The following is a 20,911-nucleotide window of genomic DNA, read 5'->3' as shown; positions in this document are numbered from 1 at the left end:
ACTTGTTCCCTTTTTTATAGGGAATTATTTATAGCTTACTATTTTTAGACATGTATACTGAAGAAGTCTTAAAAAAATAGTAAACTTGTAGGAAATACAGAATATTATGGCAGGTAATACTTTTGGTAATCGTTTTCGAGTTACAACTTTTGGCGAGTCTCACGGAGATGCAATAGGAGGAGTGATTGACGGTTGCCCAGCTGGAATTGAATTAGACTTGGTGGCAGTTCAACGCGAACTTGATCGTCGAAAACCAGGGCAATCAAAGATTGTGACACAAAGAAAGGAAGCAGATGAAGTACGTTTTTTGTCTGGAATTTTCGAAGGGAAAACCACAGGAACTCCAATTGGTTTTATAATTGAAAATACAAATTCTAAGTCAAAGGATTACGATCACATTAAGGATATATATCGTCCAAGCCATGCAGACTATGTTTATGATAAGAAGTATGGACATAGAGATCACAGAGGTGGAGGAAGAAGTTCTGCGAGAGAAACAGCTTGTCGTGTTGTCGCTGGTGCGATCGCTAAACAGGTACTTGGCAAATTAAGTATTACAGCCTTTGTTTCTTCTGTTGGGGAGATTAAGGTTACTGCGCCATATACTGAATTAGATTTTAATGAAATTGAGAATAATCCAGTACGTTGTGCAGATCCTTTGATTGCTAAACAAATGGAGCAGCTTATCAAAGAAGTAAAGAAAGACGGGGATTCGATAGGAGGAACTATTACTTGTGTGATTCAAGGGGTACCAGTAGGACTTGGGGAGCCTGTATTTGATCGATTGGATGCAGAGTTAGCCAAAGCAATGATTGGCATTAATGCGGTAAAAGGAGTAGAGTTCGGATTAGGATTTGAGGCTACTAGGATGAAGGGGAGCGAACACAATGATGAAATACTTCCTAATGGGCTTACAAAGACAAATAATGCAGGAGGAATAGTTGGAGGTATTAGCAATGGAATGGACATCTATTTTAGAGTAGCGTTTAAACCTACTGCAACTTTAATGAAAGATCAATTATCTATTAATACACAAAATGAAGTTGTGACAGTCCAAGGGAAAGGTAGGCATGATGCTTGCGTATTGCCAAGAGCTGTTCCGATTGTTGAAGCAATGGCAGCTATTGTTATGTTAGATATGTATATTGAGCAATATGGTAAACTGAAAATGTAAAACATTAGTTTGTTTACATCTACGATATATGAAAAGTTTATTAGTGTTCTTACTTTGTGTGGAATATTAGTAGACTTTTTTATTTTGTGATTCTTTAGTGGAGTTGTAGTCTATACTTTTTTAAATGATGTATAGATTAACTGCGTTTGTTTTTAGAATAAGAGGGTTATACAAGTACCTTCACCTGCTTTTGATTGTATGTCAACTTCTATATTGTGCTGTTCGAAAATGCGCAATGCCAGAGATAGACCTATACCATGCCCTTTAATATCGCCTACATTTTTGCCTCTGTAAAACGTTTGTCTAACAAGAGGAAGGTCATCTTGTTCGATGCCTCTCCCATAGTCTTTAACAATGAGTTTTAATCGATTGTTATCTGTAAGTAGGGAGATGTCGATAGGTTTTTTCTGCGAATACTTAACGGCGTTTTCGATGATATTGTAAAGTGCTAAGTGTATTAAGGTATGGTTTCCGTATATCTTTAGAATATTGAAATCTTTAACTTCAAACTGTAAGTTGAGTTGTGTGTTTAGCTTGTTCACTTTTGGTTGAAGTGCATCAAAAATATCCCAGACAACTTCGTCAATTCTAATTTCTTCTTTTGTATTCTCTTTATTGTTTAGTCCTGACAATAGGAGTAGATTACTCAATATGCTTTCAATACGATAGACATTTTCTAAAGCGTCATTTGCCACTTTTTTGTATTCTTCAGGTGTTCTGTCTTTTTGGGCAAATACTTCAAGATTACCACTTATGGCAGTTAGTGGCGTTTTAAATTCATGAGAGGCATAGTTTATAAAGTTCTTTTGTATGATAATACCTTCTGAAAGTCTGTGTAATAGTTTGTTATAAGTTGTGATTAATTCTGCTAATTCATCCTTTGTGTCAGGAACTTCAATACCTTCTTGAAAGTTATTGAAGTTTATTGAATTAACTTGATCTATAACCTTTTTGAAAGGTTTATAAGCGACATTTGATAGGTATTTGCTTAAAAAGTAAATGCTGATAATCCCCAAAGTGAAGACACTGAGAAGGATAAGTACCAAGCTGCTTAGCTGTTCGTTAAAATCTTCTTTTGATTCTTTTATAAAGACGACAAAATCTCCTTGATTATCAGGGTAAAAGATACCGTGATAGAAATAGTCTTTTGTAGTGAAGTAGTATTCTTTATTATTTCGAACAAGTTCCAATATAGCGGATGTTATATTTTCGTCCCCCAATAAGTGCCCGTACTCGACTTTATTCTTGTTGTTGAATATTGCAACATTTACACTTTGTATTGTCGCTCTAAACTCTTCTTTTATAGCTGAGTGTTCATAAGAAGGAAGTTCATCTTGCTCAAGGTAATAAATACCAGAGAGTAGGGTTGTGTTTTTTAATTGGGAAATTGTAGAGTACATCGTCTTTTGGTAAAAGGCGATAAAAATGACTAAGGAAGTAATGAAAAACACTATTCCAAATGTAAATGTACTATAAAGGGTTAAGCGCTTGCGAAGTTTCATAACCTAATTTAGTCTTGTAACATATATCCTGTTCCTTTAATGGTGTGTATGAGTTTACCTTTGGATTCATCCAATTTACTTCGGAGATAAGAAATGTAAACATCGACAACATTTGTATTGGTGTCATATTGAATGCCCCAAACACGCTCGAGGATCTGGGTTCTTGAAACTACTTTGTCTTTGTTTTCTAAAAGGTATAATAGCAGTTTATACTCTCTTGGCGAAAGATCTACTTGCTTCCCATTTTGTGTTACCAAATGCTTCTCAGGTTCAAGTTTAATATCCCTACAGATAAAAAATACTTCTCTGTTTTCGTAGTTAAACTTTGTTCTACGCGTTAATGCATTTATGCGAGAAAGTAACTCATTGAAGTGAAAAGGCTTTGTTAAGTAGTCATCTGCACCATTGTCGAGGGCTTCTATTTTATCATTAGTATCACTTAAAGCACTTAATATTAGTATAGGGGTGTAGTTTTTCTTAAAGCGAATCATTTTTGTCAATTGTATACCGTCAATTCCAGGAAGCATAATATCCATTAATATTAAGTCCCAATCATTTTGCATAATGAGTTCTCTTGCTTTTTCTCCAGTAGAGGCAAGTTGTACGCGCATTCCATTTTCTTCCAAACCCTTAATGATGAACTCGCTTATTCTACTGTCATCTTCTACTAATAATATATTCACAATTATATTTTTTCTGAGTTTGATTTAATAAAATCAGTTACTAAATAAGCTATTAATTTGCCAACTAAATGGTTGTTTGTAGGAAAATCTAAAGATGGAGCTCCTTCACATATATGTAAATAAGTTACATTTTTTGACTTCCCAAAAAAGTGTATAAACTGGCGCAATTTTTCTGAAGAGAAACCAGCAGGAGATATAGCACTACTCGCCACTAAAGGAATAGCATCTAAATCTATTTCTATTCCATAAGGAGCATACTCAATGTGTTTTTGTGCTGTGACTAACTCAGTTTCAAATGATTTCTCTTTTCGAATCCTTATTTGTTCAAAAGTGTTGTACTTTACTCTTTCTGCATGTGCTTTGATCTCAGAGAAAACAGATTTAGAGGTATAGTTTTCGTGTAACCCAAAGATGAAATAGTTTTTCAAAAAACCTTCTTCAAAGGCATAAGAAAAACCATTACCACTGTGTCTACCTTCTAACGGTCTAAAGTCTGTATGTGCGTCAAAGTTAATAGCGTTGATAGCTTTTCCTTTTGCCAAGGCACTACCTTTTATATTGCCATAAGCATTATTGTGACCACCACCTATGACAATAGGAATTTTATTTGCGGCTACAATCTTGCTGATGATGTGTGAAACTTCTTTGTCGATTATTTGTACTAATTCAAATAATCGTTTACGTTGCTCTTTAATACTTGCATCTAATAATGCAGCTTCCTTTAGTTCTTGTTCAAAATTTAAATGACCAAGAATAGTAATCCAGCTCCCTTTACAAAAGCGATTGTGTTGAATGTTTAAAAAGGAACTTAAGAAGGTTTGCCAAGCTGAGTCAGCACCAGGTCTACCAAGATTTGCTTTGACACCAATATCTTCAGGGATTCCAAGAACTACGTATTTGCTTTCATGCGTTTTTAGCTCTTCTTCCCAACAACTTGGAGATTCTAATAAGCGAACGCGTTCACCGAATTTAATTTCACCATTTCTAAAATTAGTAAGTGAAATTAATTCGCTTTTAGAGAGAAGTTTTAGTTTTGTACTTGACATAAAATTGTGTCTTAGTTATTTTGTTTAAACAATTGCGTTTTTCCTTTTAAGATCACTTGATCAATTAGATTTGAACCAAATGCATATGGCAATTCATAGAATGAATTTAGTGGCTTGGTGATTATTAAGCTTGCTTTTTTTCCCTTGGTAATACTTCCGTAATCTCTTTCTACTCCCATAGCATACGCTCCATTAATTGTAGCTGCATTAATAGCTTCTTCAGGTGTCATCTTCATTTTTATACAAGCAGTTGAAACAACGAAATTCATATTTCCGGAAGGAGTCGTCCCAGGATTGGAATCTGAAGCTAATGCCAGTGGTAGGCCTGCATCAATCATTTTACGTGCTGGGGTATAAGGAATAGATATAAAGAATGAACAGGTCGGAAGTGCGACAGGCATTGTTTTGCTATCTTTTAAAATAGCGATATCTTCATCCGTTACAATTTCCAAGTGATCAACAGATAATGCATTATTCTCTACACAGGTTTTAATTCCTCCAATTGCAGTAAATTGATTTACGTGTACTTTGGCTACCATACCATATTCTTTACCCACTTGAATAATTTTTTCAGTTTCTTCCGGTGAAAAATAACCAGTTTCTAAGAAAGCGTCAATGAAATCAGCCAGTTTTTCTTTTGCTATTGCTGGGATCATTTCGTTAATCATTAAATCAATGTATCCTTGGTGGTTCTCTTTGTATTCAGCTGGAAAAGCATGAGCTCCTAAGAATGTAGCTCTAATTTCAATAGGGTAGTTCTCTTTTAGTTTTTTTATTACTCTAAGCATTTTTAGCTCAGATTCAAGTGTTAATCCATAACCTGATTTAATTTCAACTGCACCAGTACCTAACTGAATAATTTCTTCTAATCGCTTTTTGGATTGGTTATACAAATCTTCTTCTGAAGTTTCTTGTAATTTTTTAGCAGAATTTAGTATTCCGCCACCTCTGTTAAAAATTTCTTCATAACTCAAGCCATTTATCCTGTCTACAAACTCAAGTTCTCTGTTTCCAGCGTAAACTATGTGTGTATGACTATCCACCCAACTTGGTAAAACGGTCTTACCAGTTGCATCTATGATTTGGTCAAAGACTACATTTTGAGGTAAATCTGCCATAGGACCATAGTCAATGATATCTTCATCTTTAACAATAAGATAAGCATTCTCAAGCTTAGGAAGTGTTTTCATCTGCTCTCCTGCTAATTTATCTACATGTTGTTCTCTGATTTGAAGTAATTCTTTTATATTTTTGATTAATAGTTTCATTTGCTATTGTATCTCTAAGAAGTTATTTATAGTTCGTGAAGTTAATTATCATAAACCTTTTAAACAAAATTAATATTGTGGGACGAGTTAAATATAAGAAAATAAGAAAACTTCAACCAAATTCTCTTGAATATTCTGGTGCTTTTCCTGAAGTACCAATTAGTATGCAGTTATTCGTATATGATGAGGATAGTTTTGAAGAATACAATGACTTGAGCTTGAGTGAAATTGAAGAGGTGCTTAAAAAATCGAATCCCAATGCAATTAAGTGGTTTAACTTACATGGATTACACGATATTGACTTGTTAAAAGAAGTGGGTAGTTTCTTTGCTATTGAAAATTATATCATGGCAGAAATTTTAAACTTTGCGCGTAGAACAAGAGTTGAGGAGCTTGATGAGACGATGTTTTTTAGTGTCAAAGCAATTTTGCCTTATACTGTAGATGATGTTTATGTTAATGTCGAGCAGATAAGTTTTATCCTAAAAGAAAATATCCTTTTGTCTTTCCAAGAGAAAAAGGGAGATTTTTTTAATTTAATTCGCGAGCGTATTCGACTGAAAATTGGTCAAGTTAGAAAAAGAGATGCAGGCTATTTACTATATGGGTTAATGGATTCATTGATGGATAGCTTTTTGGTTACTCTTGATATGGTTGAAGACAATGTAGAGAAGGTTTTAGTAGAAGCTCGTGTGCAATATCAGAAAGAGATAATCATACGAATTGAGGAGTATACGCAAGAGTTGAATGATATTAAGCGCGCAGTAATTCCCTTGAGAGAGGTTCTGTATAATTTAAGAACACAGCATGAAAAAAGCTCTGGAAAAGCAATTATAAGCAGATCGAGTATCGCCTTTTTTGAGCGTTTACAATATAAATCGAATGAAATCTTAGATCAGATTGAATACAATTTGAATAAGTTAGATAGTGCCACGAATTACTTTTTTTCTTCGCAGAGTAATCGAATGAACGAAATCATGAAAGTCTTGACTATCGTCTCTGTTATATTTATTCCTCTAACTTTTATTGTAGGAGTGTATGGGATGAATTTTGAGAATATGCCAGAGCTCAAAGATCCAAATGGATATTACTTTACTTTGTTAGCCATGCTTGTTATCGTCATCTTAATGATTGGGTATATTAAATGGCGAAAGTGGTTTTAGTTAAAAGTAAAAAGATGCAATAGTGTTTAATTATTGCATCTTTTTATTTATACCATTATTTACTTTCATTCCAATAGTAACTATCTGGGTAGATTCTCTGCCCAAAAATAGCAGTTCCAACGCGAATAATTGTCGCTCCTTCCTCTATAGCTATTTCCAAGTCGTTGCTCATTCCCATTGAGAGTTCGTTGACTTTTACGTCGGGAATATGGAGTTCGTTAATTTGCATTTGAATTTTCTTTAAAAGTTTAAAACAAACCCTTACTTTTTCATCCTCAGCACTAAATAATCCAATTGTCATTAAGCCCTTTATCTTCAAAGTGTCAAATTGTGCTACTTGCTTTGTAAATTCGACAGCATCTTCTGGTGAAATACCGAATTTACTCTCTTCATTAGAAGTATTCACTTGTATGAATACATCTATTGTTTTATTCTCTTTAGATAGACGTTGATGTAGCTTTTCTGCCAAATCAATGCGGTCTAAGGATTGTATACAGTTAACATCGTATTTGAGGATATCCTTGATTTTATTTGTTTGCAAGTGACCGATAAAATGCTTTTGATGCTCTACTGTCGAAAGGATTTCGAACTTTTCTTTTACTTCTTGAACTTTGTTTTCTCCAATTAAGTGGAAGCCTGCTTCAATAGCTATTTTAATGTCTTCAGCGCGAACAGTTTTTGTTGCTAATAACAATTTAACATCTCGGGGATCTCTATTTGATTTTAGACAAGCAAGTTGAATTCTATTCGATATGGCTTTTAAATTATTGAGAATATTTTCTTTCATCGTAGTTTGATTTTTACATTGTGTGTAGCAATAGAATAAAGATACGCTATCACTGTGAGATTATCTCCACCAATGGTAGTAATTGTGTCCCTCGTCGTGTAAAAATCCACATTTTGGGTATAGCGTATTCCCAATGTGGTTTGTTTTTTCTGTTTCCAGCATTAGACCACAAGCACCTGTTTCTATACACCATTCTTTACTGCGATCTATTAATCCTATGGAAATCCCTTTTCCTCTATATTCGGGTTGTACATAGAGATCACTTAATAACCATTGCTTCTCTAATTTGATGTAGTGGAATAATTTGTATAGTTGAACAAAGCCAACTACTTTGTCTTCAACAAGAGCAATAAATACATCTGATTCATTATTTAGTAGTCGATTCTTTATGAACTCCATACTGCGCTCAAGGTTGCTTACTTGACGATAAAAAACTCTGTACTCATTGAACAGTTGACTTAGTTCTTGCAAATCTTCAAGATTAGCTTTTCGGATTTTAAAATTCATGTTATTAAATGTTGAATAATTGATTATACTACGCAAAAGTATTTTATATTTGGACCACTATAATGATACAGTTTTAATATAAATAAGTAGTCCAGATGTTAAGACCTTGGAAATTGAATATTGAAATAGATGGTACCTTAGATAAACCTATTTACCTTCAAATAGCAGATGCTATCATACAGGACATAACCTTAGGTAGATTAAAATCAGGTACGGCTTTGCCAGGAAGTCGAGTTCTTGCAGCAGAGATTGGAGTTAACCGAAATACGGTTGTAGAAGCACTGAATGTCCTGATTGCAGAAAAATGGTTAGATAGTAAAGAAAGGAGAGGCACATTTGTAGCTGAAGAACTCCCTGTTTTAGATCCCTTTAAAAAAGAAAAGAATTCAGATATAATAAAAAATTTAGAAGATAAATCATATTGGATTAATTTTAATGATGGTCATTCAGATAGTCGCTTAGCACCAGTAGACGAGTTAGCAAGGGCGTATCGAAAAATATTTAAAAGAAAAGCCAAGTGGCAATTAATGGGATATGCGGATACTTATGGACAACGTGATTTTCGTCAGGCTATAGCAGATATGCTTAATCATCAAAGGAGTATGTATGTTCAAGCAGATCACATTTGTATTACAAGAGGCAGCCAAATGGCGTTATACTTATTAGCTCATTGTCTGTGGAAAAAGGGAGATATTGTCATTGTCGAAGATTTGGGGTATAAGCCAGCATGGCAAGCATTCGAGACTGTTGGAGTAACTCTTTTGAGTGTTGGTGTTGATAAAGAGGGTTTGAAGGTGGATGAGGTGTCTCAAATTTTGAATAAGTACAAAGGTGTTAAAGCAGTATATACCACTCCACACCACCAATATCCAACTACTGTAGTTATGAGTACAAAAAGGCGATTAGAGTTAATAGCTTTGAGTAATGAGCATAATTTTACAATTATAGAGGATGATTATGATAATGAGTTTCACTATGGGTATCGACCTGTAATGCCCCTTTGTAGTAATAAGGGATTGAGAGATTATATCTATATAGGAACATTGAGCAAAGTAGTTGCACCTGCATTGAGAATTGGGTATTTGGTAACAAAGAATCAAGAGCTATTGAGGCAAATAGGCAACCTTCGCAAATTAATTGATGTGCAAGGAGATGTTATCATGGAGCAAGCTGTATTGCAATTGATTCAAGAAGGCACGATTAAGAAACACTTGAGAAAGGTCTCTCAAATATACAATCAGAGAAGGGATACAATGAAAGACTTAATAGAGCGCTACTTGAAAGACTATGTGAATTATAGTGTACCTGAAGGTGGACTGGCTTTCTGGTTGGAATATAAAACAGGATTTAATCACAAGGTGTTTGAACAAAGTGTTTTTGATAAGGGTATAAAATTAATTTCTTCAATAAGTTATAGTTTTGACAATAAGTCTGTTGGTTTTAGATTGAGCTTTGGTAATCTCGAGGAGGAAGAAATGAAGTTGGGGATAATAGCATTAGCGAATTGTTTTAAAGAGACAATACCTGACAATGGATAAGGAGAAGGTTTTTCCTTAGTTAGCGACTTGTTGAGTGTATCTTATTTTTAATTTGTTTCGTAACAATTTTGTAATGTTAGTTTGCAATCACTATCCGAACAAGATATTCAATTTTGCCAATTTTTAAATAAGGAAAGATTAAATAGCATTAGTAAGCTTGTTTGATAGGTTGGAAATAGAGTACTAAAAAATAGTAGAAAACTTGTGTTTCTACAAATACGTCAAAATGATTTCTCTTTGGTTGGGCTTTTTTTTCAAAAAAGAGGTTTTTTGTTGGAAAAAAAGAATTGAAAAATATTGAATTTTAGTTGATTTAAGTATAAAAGTAATGACGTATATGATAAAAAATAGTTGGTGATTTTTTACTATAGGATGGAAGATTCTTGTGAATAAAAGAGAAAAGTAAATAGAGGTATTACAATAGTTTAAATCTCAAGAGATAAAATTGTAAAATAGATAATTTATTCGGGATTAAAAGAGAATAAATAAGTCTGAAAATTGTCATAATATTAATATAAAGTATTATATACTTTTTTATTATAGTCGTATCTTTGCAACGTTTTTTTTAAGAAGGTAAAGTTAGGAATAATGCAGTTTTAGGAGGTAAATGTTAACTTAAAAAATGTTAATTAGTCGATAATGTATTTTTTTGGTATAGCCTTTGATTCTTAAAGTTGTAAATAAAAGGGAAATTATGATTTTGGCGTTGACAGTTTCTCTGTTTCCATCTTGTGGGATGGAGCAGTCAAGAGAAAAAAATAGTAAGGACAGTACATCTAAACAAATGGATTTACTGAATAAGAATGATTTGGATGGAACATTTTTTAAAGCTGTAGCTCAAGATTCATTGCAAGCCATTGCAATAAGTAAAAAAGGTATAGTATATTCAAGTTCTAAGCCCAATCAAAAGATTATCTTTCCATTTGTTGAACCTTTGATAGAGGGAGAGAGCCGTGTTTATAAGTCTTCAACAAAACACGAGGAAATAGAAATTGTGATCTATGAAGACGAGACAGCTCGTGATTTTCTAGATGGACGTTTTGATCATTCAGTAGCTGTAAGTTTAGTGAAAAAGCAAGAATTGCAAGATGACTCTGTTGACTTCGCTTGTTTTGGTCATTATTTGTATGACAATTCACTTTCGGGTAACTGGATTTTTCAGTCATACGAAGGAAAGAGAGTGGAAGAATTGGGTATAAATCAGATACCGTTGATTTGCATTGATATTAATACAAGAAGTTTTTCAGGCAGTGGCGGTAATCATATGATTTATGGGGATTTAAGATGTGAAGGTGATTCTGTTTTTTTTAAAATAATCTTATCGCCAGAATATGTAACTGAGATGTATCAAAAAGAGAAAGAGTTACTCGCTGTATTGGATAATTGTGATCGCTATGAGATAAAAGGCGATTATTTAATGTTGTATGAAGGGGCAGTTCAAAAATTGACTTTTTTACGCGATGTTTATGGGATGTAATTAAAGCCTTTAATAGGGTGATGAAATACAAAATAAAAGGGAGACTTATTAAGTTTCCCTTTTTTGTATTTTACTGTTTTGTTTCCATCTTCTTTAGTTCTTCAAAAGACATTTGATCTGGTCTTTCTTCACTTTTTCTATAGGCATCGACAATCTTTTTCACTAAGCGATGTCTGACAATGTCCTTGTCGTCTAAGTACAAAATCCCTATGCCCTCGACGTCTTTTAGAATGTATAACGCCTCTTTTAACCCAGACGATACTTTTCTCGGTAAGTCGATTTGACCAGGATCTCCAGTGATGATGAATTTAGCACTTTTTCCCATTCGAGTTAAAAACATTTTCATTTGTGAGTGCGTAGTGTTTTGAGCTTCATCTAAGATAACAAAAGCATTGTCTAATGTACGGCCACGCATAAAAGCTAATGGAGCAATTTGAATTACGCCTTTGAGTATGTAATCATCTAAGGTTTGAGGAGGAAGCATGTCTCGTAATGCATCATAAAGGGGTTGCATATAAGGATCAAGCTTATCTTTCATGTCACCAGGTAAGAAACCTAAGTTTTCTCCAGCTTCTACAGCAGGGCGAGTTAGAATAATTCGCTTTACTTCTTTGTTTTTTAGGGCTCTTACGGCAAGAGCGACACCTGTATAGGTTTTTCCTGTACCAGCAGGTCCAATGGCAAATACCATGTCATTTTTCTCTACAAACTTGACGAGTTTTTGTTGATTAGGGGTTAACGCTTTGATTAGCTTGCCTGATACACCATGAACTAAGATGTCATCAGCAGGATTCATAATCTGTGGTCCATTGTCCATGACGATTCGTTCAATTGCATTTTCATCAATTCTATTGTATCTTGCAAAATACTTGATGAGTCTGTCAAATCGCTTTTCAAATTCATCTAAAATTTCTGGGTCTCCAAATATTTTTATGATTCCGCCACGAGCAACTATTTTGATTTTTGGATAGAGCTTTTTAAGTAAGTCTAAATGAATATCTTGTGGCCCCCAAAAGTCTTTTGGGCTAAATTCTGTAAGTTCAATTACTCTTTCGTTCAATACCTATGAGAATTAATTAAAAAAAATAACATAATTTTGTATCTCAAAGCTACTATAAAAATTCGACTCTTCTAAAAATTATACTAAAAATTTACAATGCAAAAGATAATTACATTGACGACTGATTTTGGATACAAAGATTATTATGTTGGCGCATTGAAGGGAAAGATTTATTCAAATATTTCTAATTGTAATATAGTAGATATATCACATGGAATAACTAGTTATAATATAGAAGAAGCTGGTTTTGTTATTGCTGCCACTTATAATAATTTTCCAAAAGGAACAATTCACATTGTTGCTGTAGATGCTTTTATTTCTGAAAGTACGCCCGCGGTGTGTATGAAATACAATGGGCATTATTTTATTACAGTAGACAATGGTGTCTTAACCCAATTGCTATCTTCTGATGGATTTGAAAGTGCTGTTTACATTCACAATGATGGAAGTTTGAGATCAAATGATTTATTTGTGTATTGTGCTTATCAGTTATCTGAAGGAAGAAAGCTTAAAAGTTTAGGGGTTGAGGTTGAGAGCTTAACTAAATTAAATCGAATTAGTGATTCTTTAATTTTAGAGGATAATAGAATCTCAGGTAAAATTGTCTATGAAGACACCTATGGCAATTTGATTACTAATATCACCAAGGAAGCATTTGATAAAATTGGCCGAGGAAAAGACTTTGTTATTCGCGTTAAGAGCAATAGCATATCGCGACTAAATAAATACTATGCAGATTTTAAAGTCACAGAGAGTATGACGCTCAAAGATAGAGCGGGTGATTTATTAGCTGTTTTTAATGACCTTGATTTACTTGTGATTACAATCTTTTATTCTAGGCCTAATAATCCGGGTGGATCTCCAAGAACATTATTAAGTCTTCAACTACATGACAATATATCAATAGAATTTGCCGTTGAACCTATTACATAACAAAATAATTAAGGATGTTTATTAGAATCGTAAAGCTTACTTTTCACGAAGATAAGGTAGAGGAATTCGTGAATTACTTTGAAGAAATAAAGAGTGTTGTGAGGAATCAACCAGGTTGTACTTTCTTGGAGTTGTATCAGGACAAGCATATAAAGAATATTTTTTTTACATATAGCTACTGGGATACAGAGCAAGATTTAGATACTTACAGGCATTCAAGTACTTTTAAAGAAGTTTGGCCTTTTGTCAAAACGCTTTTTAGTGAAAAAGCAGAAGCTTGGAGTGTAGATAGATTAGTAACAGTTAAATAAGATATTAAGAATGAAAGCCATCTGTTTAATGGAAATCCGCTCTTTTTTAAGTAGTTTGACAGGGTATTTAGTTATCATCGTATTTTTATTGATCAATGGCTTAATGCTTTGGTTTTTTGATGGAACTTACAATATATTGCAAAGTAATTTTGCGGATTTAGCTCCGTTTTTTTATTTAGCTCCTTTGGTCTTAACTTTTTTAATTCCAGCTGTTTCAATGAAAAGTTTGTCAGAGGAAATAAAGCAGGGGACAATAGAGTTGTTACTAACTAAACCCCTTTCTGTTTGGCAAATTGTTTTAGGCAAGTATTTTGGAATATTGTTTTTGATTTTCTTGTCGATATTACCTACTGTTATATATGTCTACTTTTTAGAGAGTTATCTCTTGCCTGGGCAAGAATTTGATATGGGAAGTGTACTTGGATCTTATTTTGGATTATTGTTTCTCTCTGCTGCGTATGGAGCGATGGGAATATTTGCTTCTGCCTTATCAGAAAACCAAATAGTTTCTTTTATATTAGGAGTGGGGTTGTGTCTGTTTTTCTCTTTGGGAATAGATGCTTTAGCAGGCTTAATGCAGAGTACATTCGTAGAGAAATTTGGAGTACAATATCATTTTAGAAGTATTTCTAGGGGGGTGATAGATACAAGAGATTTAATATACTTTGTTTCAATCGCTTTTTTATTTTTAAGTATGACAGTTTCTAAAATAAAAACATTGCGCAAATAATGAAAAGTAATTTAAGTAAAAATCTAAAAGTACTGTTGCAATGTATTGTTGTGATTGTGTTGCTCAATTTGATAGGAGGTCTTGTTTACAAGCGATTCGATTTAACACAAGATAAACGGTATACCTTGTCAGAAGCAACAGTGAAATTATTAGAACAGGTTGAAAACCCCATTATAATTGATGTTTTTTTAGAAGGAAAATTTCCAGGTGAGTTTAGAAGGTTACAATTAGAAACGCGTCAACTATTAGAGGAGTTTGAACTTGTAAATTCGAATGTAAAGTTTCAATTTGTAAACCCTTTAGATGAGGCTAATGGTAGTGAGGAGGTTTTGAATGAACTTGTTCAGTATGGAATTAAACCTGTTTCTATCACGGTAAATGATAAAGGGACTCAAACCCAGCAAGTGGTTTTACCGTGGGCGATTGTCTCGAGGGGAGAAAAGGCATCCAAAGTTCAGTTGTTGAAAAATATGTTAGGAGCGAATACGGAAGAAAAAGTATTGACTTCTGTTCAGCACTTGGAATATGCTTTTATTGATGCAATACAAAAGGTAATAAAAGAGAAGCAAAAGAAAATAGCTGTTTTAAGAGGAAATGACGAATTAGAAGATGTATATATTGCAGATTTATTATTATCTTTAAAAGAGAGTTATTATATAGCTCCTTTTACTTTAGATTCAGTTGCAAGTAATCCAGTAAAGACTTTAAATGAGCTGAAGGAATATGATTTAACTTTAATAGCAAAGCCTCATAAAAATTTCACAGACAAACAAATTCAAGTAGTTGATCAATATATTGTCAGTGGAGGTAAGGCTATTTTTATGTTAGATCAAGTTCAAGCAGATTTTGATAGTTTGCGTGCTACAGGTAATATGTTAGCTTATGCTAAAGACCAAAGTTTAGGGGAAATGTTGTTTAAATATGGTGTTAGAATAAACCCTGTCTTGGTTAAAGATGAAATAGGTGCTCCAATTAAATTAGCAATAGGAAAACAAGGAAGTGAGACGCAGTATGGGGATTTTATTTGGAAATTTTCTCCTTTTGTTTATCCAGAGGGGAAACATCCAATAATAAAAAATATAGAAGGAGTTAAGTTTGATTTCGTATCGCCAATAGATACTTTAAAAAACAACATTGCTAAGACAGTTTTATTGCAATCTTCAAAATACTCGTCAACCGTAGGAACTCCTATTGAGATAAGTCTTGATGTTTTAAACGAACAGGTAGGACCAGAGGTATATGAAGGAAAAGGAAACTATATTTTAGGAGTCTTATTAGAAGGAGATTTTAGATCTGTTTTTCAGAATAGAGTATTGCCTTTTCAAATGAGTGATTTCAAAGAGAAGGGGCTACAAAATAAAATAATTGTCTTCTCAGATGGTAATTTAGCAAAGAATCAATTGGATCAGAGAGGTGCTCCCATGGAGTTAGGATATGATAAATGGACTAATAAATTATATGGGAATAAGGAGTTATTGATGAATTCAGTTGATTTCTTATTAGATGATAGTGGGTTGATACAGCTTCGTACCAAAGAAGTTAGATTCCCAATGATGGACAAAGTTAAAGTGTATCAGAATTATACAAAAATTCAAATGTTAGCTTTAATCTTACCAATACTGATTGTTGTCATTTTTTCAATTGTTTTTTTAGTTTTGAAAAAACGCATTTTTGAGAAAAAGTAAGACAAAATCACTTTTATTATTAATAATAATCCGATATATTTGTAGCTATAAAGCACTTTGCGGAGTTAAATAATTGTAATATGAAATTTATAGTATCGAGTTCCTACTTGTTAAAACAGCTACAGGTTTTGGGTAGTGTTATCAATAGTAGTAATACCTTACATATTTTAGATAATTTTTTATTTGAATTAGATAATAATATATTAAAGGTTTCTGCTTCTGATTTAGAGACAACAATGTCAGCTACATTAGAGATTGAATCAACAAGTCAAGGAAGTATAGCTGTACCAGCTAAGTTGTTGTTAGAGACGTTAAAAACGTTTCCAGAGCAACCATTGACTTTCTCAGTGAAGGAAAACAATACAATTGAAATAAGTTCAGATGTTGGTAAATATGTATTGGCTTATGCTCAAGGAGAGGAGTTTCCAAAAGCTGAGTCTTTAGAAGATCCTTCAAAAACGGAGGTGCCAGCAGGAGTTTTAGCAACTGCGATTAGCAAAACTATATTTGCTGCAGGTAATGATGATTTGCGTCCAGTAATGTCAGGAGTATTCTTTCAGTTTTCTCCTTCTGGATTAATATTTGTTGCTACTGATGCTCATAAATTGGTGAAATATTCAAGATCTGATATTTCTTCTTCAAATGAAGCAAGTTTCATTATGCCTAAAAAGCCATTGACTATATTAAAGAATATTTTAATGTCTTCTGGAGCAGATGTAACGATCGAGTTTAATGAATCTAATGCACAGTTTTACTTTGATAATTATTCATTGACTTGTCGATTAATAGATGGTAAGTATCCAAATTACGAAGCAGTAATACCAAAGGAAAATCCAAATAAACTATTAATTAATAGAGTACAATTTTTAAATTCAGTTCGTCGTGTTTCTATTTATGCTAATAAGACTACACATCAAATTAGATTAAAAGTAGCAGGTACAGAATTAAACATTTCTGCTGAAGATATCGATTATTCAAACAAGGCTGATGAGCGATTGACATGTGATTATCAAGGTGATGATATGCAGATTGGGTTTAATTCACGTTTTCTTGTTGAGATGTTGAACAATCTTCAATCAGACGATATTCTCTTAGAAATGTCTTTGCCAAATAGAGCGGGAATCTTAACACCTGTTGATGGATTAGAAGATGGAGAATCTGTTACAATGTTAGTAATGCCAGTTATGTTGAATAACTAGAAAAATAAGAATATATAAAAGGGTTTACAAATCGTAAACCCTTTTTTTGGTACTATGAAAATCATTCTAATTGTTTAGGATGATTTTTTTATTGTAGTACGTTGAGTTGTATGGTTGTATTATAGTGTGTTTTTTTACAGAAAGGTATAAAATACTATAGGGCTGCTGTTTGTTGGTTTACGTTGAAGAATACGGGGGATAGATGAGGTGGAAGCTATGAATTATGCAATGCTGATGTATGAACTTATATCACAGTGTTGTATTTGGATTACTTGTAGGTTTTATAGGCGAATGGAGCTGATGCTTTTTTAAGGTGAGAATTCTGTTTTAGTACTTGTTTGCGAAATGTCTTAAGGTGTTCTAATCTGCTTTTTGACTAAATATCAATTGGATTTATTGACTATTGGTCTTGTTTTCTTGTAATCACCAATATTGAGAGAGAAACAGGATTGCTAATAGGCTATAAGTGAGAGAGAATTTAATGTTGGCTCATGGTATTATAGTTTACCCTCATTTGTATCACATAAATTGGTAAGAGTCGTTTAAGGTGCAAAGTAAGTGCGGAAAGTGTAAAGAAGGAACTTTGTTCGATGATGGACAGTAAAGTAATATTGACTATAGGTTTATCAGTGTATTTCGTTGAGTACTTTAATACGGCAAACACAAAAGCATTGTTGACAAAATTATAGCTCTACTTTTAAGGGAAGAATGATTGTGGAAATCCATATCTGTCAATGCGGCTATCTGTTAGTGCGCTTTTTGGAGCTATAGCTCTCAACTACTTTTATTAACGATGTGAACAGGTGCTGTTTTGGTCGCACTTTCTTAGGGGATTCTAGGGGGATACTAGGGGTTTTCTTCGAGAAACCCCCCTTTTTGTGGACAAAAGTGCAAGGATACCGCAAGAAAAGTGCAAGAAAGCCCAAGGAAAGTACTATTTTTTATTCTGCTATTTAAACACTGATTTCCTTTAGCTAAATACTATAAAGCAATTCTACTTCATATCTCTTTCATTCGCTCTAAAACATAAGTATAAGGGCTACTATTTTTAGAAAGAGATATCATCTCTAAATGAATTCTGGAATAGTGATGGTTGAACTTTATCTATAGTTCTAAATTTGTGCATAAGAGCTGATGTGAAAGTTTTCTTGTTCAAGTATAGATAAAAAAAATTGAACTCGTCAAGTGTTGAGAGTTCAATTTAATGTTTTAGGAAACCATAGTTTTAATTGTAGTAAAAGTAATAGTTATTTGTATTTTTCTGATTTCCTATAGCTAATGTAGGATATTTTATTTAATTATATGTTGTTATTTCTTTAAATTAACATTAGTTATCTTAAATGGATAATTCAAATATCTTATTTGGATAAAATGTTAAAAAATGAGAGTCTTTTATATTTTTATAAATCTAATCTAAAGGTTTTTCGTTCTTTGTGAATGATTGGATTTAAGTTTTTCCATAACAATTGAATTTTATTGTTTTCAATTAAAAGAGGATTGGTTTCTATGAATTCAATATTGTGTTTTTTGAAACAGTCATATATTTCTCTAAATATAACTGCAGTAATTCCCTTACTTCTGTATTCTGGATCTACTCCTATAAGATAAAACTCTGCATGATTGTTCTTTCTTATGGCTTTAAGTAAATGTAAAAAACCGAATGGGAATAATTTGCCATTTGCTTTTTGAAATGCTTTAGAGAATGACGGCATAGTGATGGCAAATGCAATCATCTTATTGTTTTCATCCATGATACAAGAGATGAAATCGGGGTGGATGAATTGAAGGTATTTTTCTTTATAATGCTCAATTTGAAAATCTTGTATAGGAACAAAACTTTGTAGGTCAGCATATGTTTTGTTTAAAAGAGCGAACATTTCATTCACATAAGGCATTAGCTCTTTTGTCGTTTTGAATTCAAGTGCTTTTACATTATAGCGACTTTCTATCAAACTGGCCATCTTAGTTAATTTTCCTTCGTTATAGAGTGTCTTGTCTAATTTGTATTCTATCCATTCAGCTTCAGGTTTAAAGCCTAATTGTTCAAGGTGTATAGGGTAGTATTCAGGATTGTATATCCCGATCATGGTAGCAATATAGTCAAACCCCTTTGTTAGCATTCCTGCTTTATCCATATTAGAAAATCCCATAGGGCCTTCTATATAGTTCATTTTATGGGTTTTTCCGAACTCTTTAACGACTTGAATTAACGCTTTAGTAACTTCGATATCATCAATCATCTCAAGCCATCCAAATCTGACTTTGCTCTTGTGTAAATCGTTTACTTCTGTCCAGTTAATACAACAAGCAACACGGCCTACAATTTCGTTGTTTTTATACGCTAAGAAGAATTTTACATCAACACTTTTGAATATGTCATTTTTCAGATCGAAACTCTTTATTTCTTCTTTTATGATGGGAGGGACCCAATAAGGATTGTTCTTATAAAGTTTAAAAGGGAATTTGACAAAATCAGCTATTTCCTTTTTGCTTTGAGCTTCTATAATCTTTATCATTTTGTAAGTCTTATCATCTGTTAGATTTACAAAGATAATTATTTGTGAGTGTATTAAAACTTTATTACCTAAGCTTTTTGATTGTAATTAGTTCATTGTGTGTTTGGCTTTTCGGATATATGCGAGTGGAGTACATCTCTTTTTCAAACATCTGCAAAAAGGCGTTATTTCTTTTTCTGTGATGTTCGTCTAATATGATAGTGTTGAATAATATAAAACCATTAACTGATAATAATTCCTTTAGGTGAGATACAAAATAGTCCTCGAATAGAAAACTTGGCATCGTGTAATCTTGAAAGATGTCGATGACAATCAAGTCAAAGGTTTCTTGACTTCTAAGAACATATTCGAAAGCATCCATTTCAACGATAGTGTGCTTATGAGTTAGCTTTTTTAAATTGAAGTACTTCTTTCCTAAATGGATAACTATAGGATCAATTTCAACGCTAATAATGTTCTCTTGGTAGTTAATATAATTTCTTAAAGTATCGACTATGCTACCTGCTCCTAATCCTAAAACCAAGATATGATTCATCTCTTTTATTTTATGACTGCCAATAAATTTTAGTCCATCTCGAAGTACTTTTTCAAGATTTCCATAGGAGTAGTTTGTATTTGTAGAATCTAAATTTAATTCTCCTTTATGCCATGTAACTTCTAATTGATTGTTGATTTTAGAGTTTGTTTTTTTTATGGTAATTGGAAAAAAATAGCTTAGAAATTTAGTTATCATTTAAACGTTTTTAATTGCAAAGATAGTGCATTACTTTATTGAAATAGGACATGGATTATTATTCTTTTATTTAGGTTTGAAGTTGCTAAAAGTTCCGTCTTTATAAAAAATAATAATTTGGTCTATGTCGCTATTTGAATTAAAAGACTGTGCGATTGGAGCTAAATTTGTCAAGCTTTTACTTTCAATATTTTCCTCTTTTTTTGTTAAAATATTATTTTCTTTTTCTCGTTTATCTTCATCAAATAGAGTAGGGGAAATAGGTGTGTTGGTTAAAGAAGGGATGTCTTTTTGTATGTTTATTTCCTGATTATCGAGGTTGTTAAAATTGCCTTTTCCCTTGAGTAACCACAAGAGATTAATGTCGGGAAAGGTGTCATTTATTTTTAGAATGAAATCTAAACTTGGTTTGTTTCTACCCGATAGAAGGTGAGATAAACTCGATCTTTGTACTCCAATTTTATCGGCAAAAGCGGAAGCAGTATAGTCTAATGTTTCCAGTAAAAATTCTAATCTGTTTACAAAATTGTCCATAGGTATTTGTTTAAAAATGTAAATACATACAAAATATATAACTGTTTACAAATGTAATTATTTAT

At 32.8% G+C, this 20,911-nt stretch carries 19 protein-coding genes; 9 read left to right on the top strand and 10 right to left on the bottom strand.

The genetic code is table 11. From position 1 onward, the window contains the following. The first annotated feature begins 106 nt into the window (after positions 1–106). On the top strand, positions 107–1,174 hold the full coding sequence (aroC, locus tag GJV76_RS06720; protein WP_155091874.1) for a chorismate synthase: 1,068 nt from the start codon (positions 107–109) through the stop codon (positions 1,172–1,174). A 152-nt stretch (positions 1,175–1,326) separates the two neighbouring features. Here aroC and GJV76_RS06715 read toward each other — a convergent pair whose 3' ends face one another. Genes GJV76_RS06715 through hutI form a run of 4 tightly spaced genes read right to left on the bottom strand, consistent with a single transcriptional unit; the run spans position 1,327 to position 5,673 of the window. Beyond that, positions 1,327–2,676 (bottom strand): sensor histidine kinase, encoded by a 1,350-nt coding sequence (locus tag GJV76_RS06715; RefSeq protein WP_155091873.1) that lies wholly within the window; start codon positions 2,674–2,676, stop codon positions 1,327–1,329. Positions 2,677–2,684: 8 nt separating this feature from the next. Continuing rightward, complete coding sequence (locus GJV76_RS06710) at positions 2,685–3,359, bottom strand: response regulator transcription factor (protein ID WP_160339514.1); 675 nt, start codon at positions 3,357–3,359, stop codon at positions 2,685–2,687. 2 nt (positions 3,360–3,361) lie between these two features. Further along, the gene (locus GJV76_RS06705) at positions 3,362–4,405 is read right to left on the bottom strand and encodes a formimidoylglutamase (RefSeq protein ID WP_155091872.1); all 1,044 of its coding nucleotides are present in this window, start codon (positions 4,403–4,405) and stop codon (positions 3,362–3,364) included. A gap of 11 nt (positions 4,406–4,416) precedes the next feature. Further along, positions 4,417–5,673: an imidazolonepropionase gene (gene hutI / locus GJV76_RS06700; protein WP_155091871.1), complete on the bottom strand. Its 1,257-nt coding sequence runs from the start codon at positions 5,671–5,673 to the stop codon at positions 4,417–4,419. Between the two features lie 77 nt (positions 5,674–5,750). Here hutI and corA point away from each other — a divergent pair, with 77 nt between their 5' ends. Next, on the top strand, positions 5,751–6,836 hold the full coding sequence (corA, locus tag GJV76_RS06695) for a magnesium/cobalt transporter CorA (protein WP_160339513.1): 1,086 nt from the start codon (positions 5,751–5,753) through the stop codon (positions 6,834–6,836). Between the two features lie 55 nt (positions 6,837–6,891). Here the strand turns inward: corA and GJV76_RS06690 are convergent, their stop codons facing one another. Both GJV76_RS06690 and GJV76_RS06685 read right to left on the bottom strand, forming a co-directional pair. Further along, the gene (locus tag GJV76_RS06690) at positions 6,892–7,623 is read right to left on the bottom strand and encodes a YggS family pyridoxal phosphate-dependent enzyme (RefSeq protein WP_155091870.1); all 732 of its coding nucleotides are present in this window, start codon (positions 7,621–7,623) and stop codon (positions 6,892–6,894) included. A 60-nt stretch (positions 7,624–7,683) separates the two neighbouring features. Further along, positions 7,684–8,130, bottom strand: a complete 447-nt coding sequence (locus tag GJV76_RS06685; protein WP_155091869.1) for a GNAT family N-acetyltransferase — start codon at positions 8,128–8,130, stop codon at positions 7,684–7,686. A 95-nt stretch (positions 8,131–8,225) separates the two neighbouring features. On the opposite strand from GJV76_RS06685, the gene pdxR reads away from it, so the two are divergent. Both pdxR and GJV76_RS06675 read left to right on the top strand, forming a co-directional pair. Next, positions 8,226–9,668 carry a MocR-like pyridoxine biosynthesis transcription factor PdxR gene (pdxR, locus tag GJV76_RS06680; RefSeq protein WP_155091868.1) on the top strand — a complete coding sequence of 481 codons (1,443 nt, stop codon included), beginning with the start codon at positions 8,226–8,228 and terminating at the stop codon, positions 9,666–9,668. A gap of 694 nt (positions 9,669–10,362) precedes the next feature. Then, positions 10,363–11,145: an META domain-containing protein gene (locus GJV76_RS06675; RefSeq protein WP_155091867.1), complete on the top strand. Its 783-nt coding sequence runs from the start codon at positions 10,363–10,365 to the stop codon at positions 11,143–11,145. Between the two features lie 70 nt (positions 11,146–11,215). On the opposite strand, the gene GJV76_RS06670 is transcribed toward GJV76_RS06675, so the two are convergent. Continuing rightward, positions 11,216–12,205 carry a PhoH family protein gene (locus tag GJV76_RS06670; protein WP_155091866.1) on the bottom strand — a complete coding sequence of 330 codons (990 nt, stop codon included), beginning with the start codon at positions 12,203–12,205 and terminating at the stop codon, positions 11,216–11,218. 96 nt (positions 12,206–12,301) lie between these two features. Here GJV76_RS06670 and GJV76_RS06665 point away from each other — a divergent pair, with 96 nt between their 5' ends. The 5 genes from GJV76_RS06665 to dnaN all read left to right on the top strand — a co-directional run bounded on the left by GJV76_RS06665 (position 12,302) and on the right by dnaN (position 17,063). After that, complete coding sequence (locus GJV76_RS06665) at positions 12,302–13,138, top strand: SAM hydrolase/SAM-dependent halogenase family protein (protein ID WP_155091865.1); 837 nt, start codon at positions 12,302–12,304, stop codon at positions 13,136–13,138. Between the two features lie 14 nt (positions 13,139–13,152). Further along, positions 13,153–13,449 carry a putative quinol monooxygenase gene (locus tag GJV76_RS06660; protein WP_155091864.1) on the top strand — a complete coding sequence of 99 codons (297 nt, stop codon included), beginning with the start codon at positions 13,153–13,155 and terminating at the stop codon, positions 13,447–13,449. A gap of 10 nt (positions 13,450–13,459) precedes the next feature. Continuing rightward, positions 13,460–14,179, top strand: coding sequence for a gliding motility-associated ABC transporter permease subunit GldF (gene gldF / locus GJV76_RS06655; protein WP_155091863.1), 720 nt, complete (start codon positions 13,460–13,462; stop codon positions 14,177–14,179). Further along, positions 14,179–15,864 (top strand): gliding motility-associated ABC transporter substrate-binding protein GldG, encoded by a 1,686-nt coding sequence (gldG, locus tag GJV76_RS06650; protein WP_155091862.1) that lies wholly within the window; start codon positions 14,179–14,181, stop codon positions 15,862–15,864. Before gldF ends, gldG begins: the two co-directional genes overlap by 1 nt. Before the next feature lie 80 nt (positions 15,865–15,944). Then, a complete protein-coding gene (gene dnaN / locus GJV76_RS06645) occupies positions 15,945–17,063 on the top strand; it encodes a DNA polymerase III subunit beta (RefSeq protein WP_155091861.1) in 1,119 nt (372 codons plus the stop codon). A gap of 1,400 nt (positions 17,064–18,463) precedes the next feature. Here the strand turns inward: dnaN and GJV76_RS06640 are convergent. The 3 genes from GJV76_RS06640 to GJV76_RS06630 form a co-directional block, all read right to left on the bottom strand. Next, positions 18,464–19,579, bottom strand: coding sequence for a GNAT family N-acetyltransferase (locus GJV76_RS06640; RefSeq protein ID WP_155091860.1), 1,116 nt, complete (start codon positions 19,577–19,579; stop codon positions 18,464–18,466). 64 nt (positions 19,580–19,643) lie between these two features. Then, the gene (locus tag GJV76_RS06635) at positions 19,644–20,312 is read right to left on the bottom strand and encodes a spermidine synthase (RefSeq protein WP_155091859.1); all 669 of its coding nucleotides are present in this window, start codon (positions 20,310–20,312) and stop codon (positions 19,644–19,646) included. Positions 20,313–20,378: 66 nt separating this feature from the next. Beyond that, a complete protein-coding gene (locus GJV76_RS06630; RefSeq protein WP_155091858.1) occupies positions 20,379–20,846 on the bottom strand; it encodes a helix-turn-helix domain-containing protein in 468 nt (155 codons plus the stop codon). Positions 20,847–20,911: the final 65 nt, after the last annotated feature.

Source organism: Myroides albus (genome assembly GCF_009711045.1).
Classification (GTDB): domain Bacteria; phylum Bacteroidota; class Bacteroidia; order Flavobacteriales; family Flavobacteriaceae; genus Flavobacterium; species Flavobacterium album_A.
The sequence above is the reverse complement of the archived record's forward strand: the minus strand, read 5'-3'. Positions and strand labels throughout refer to the sequence as shown.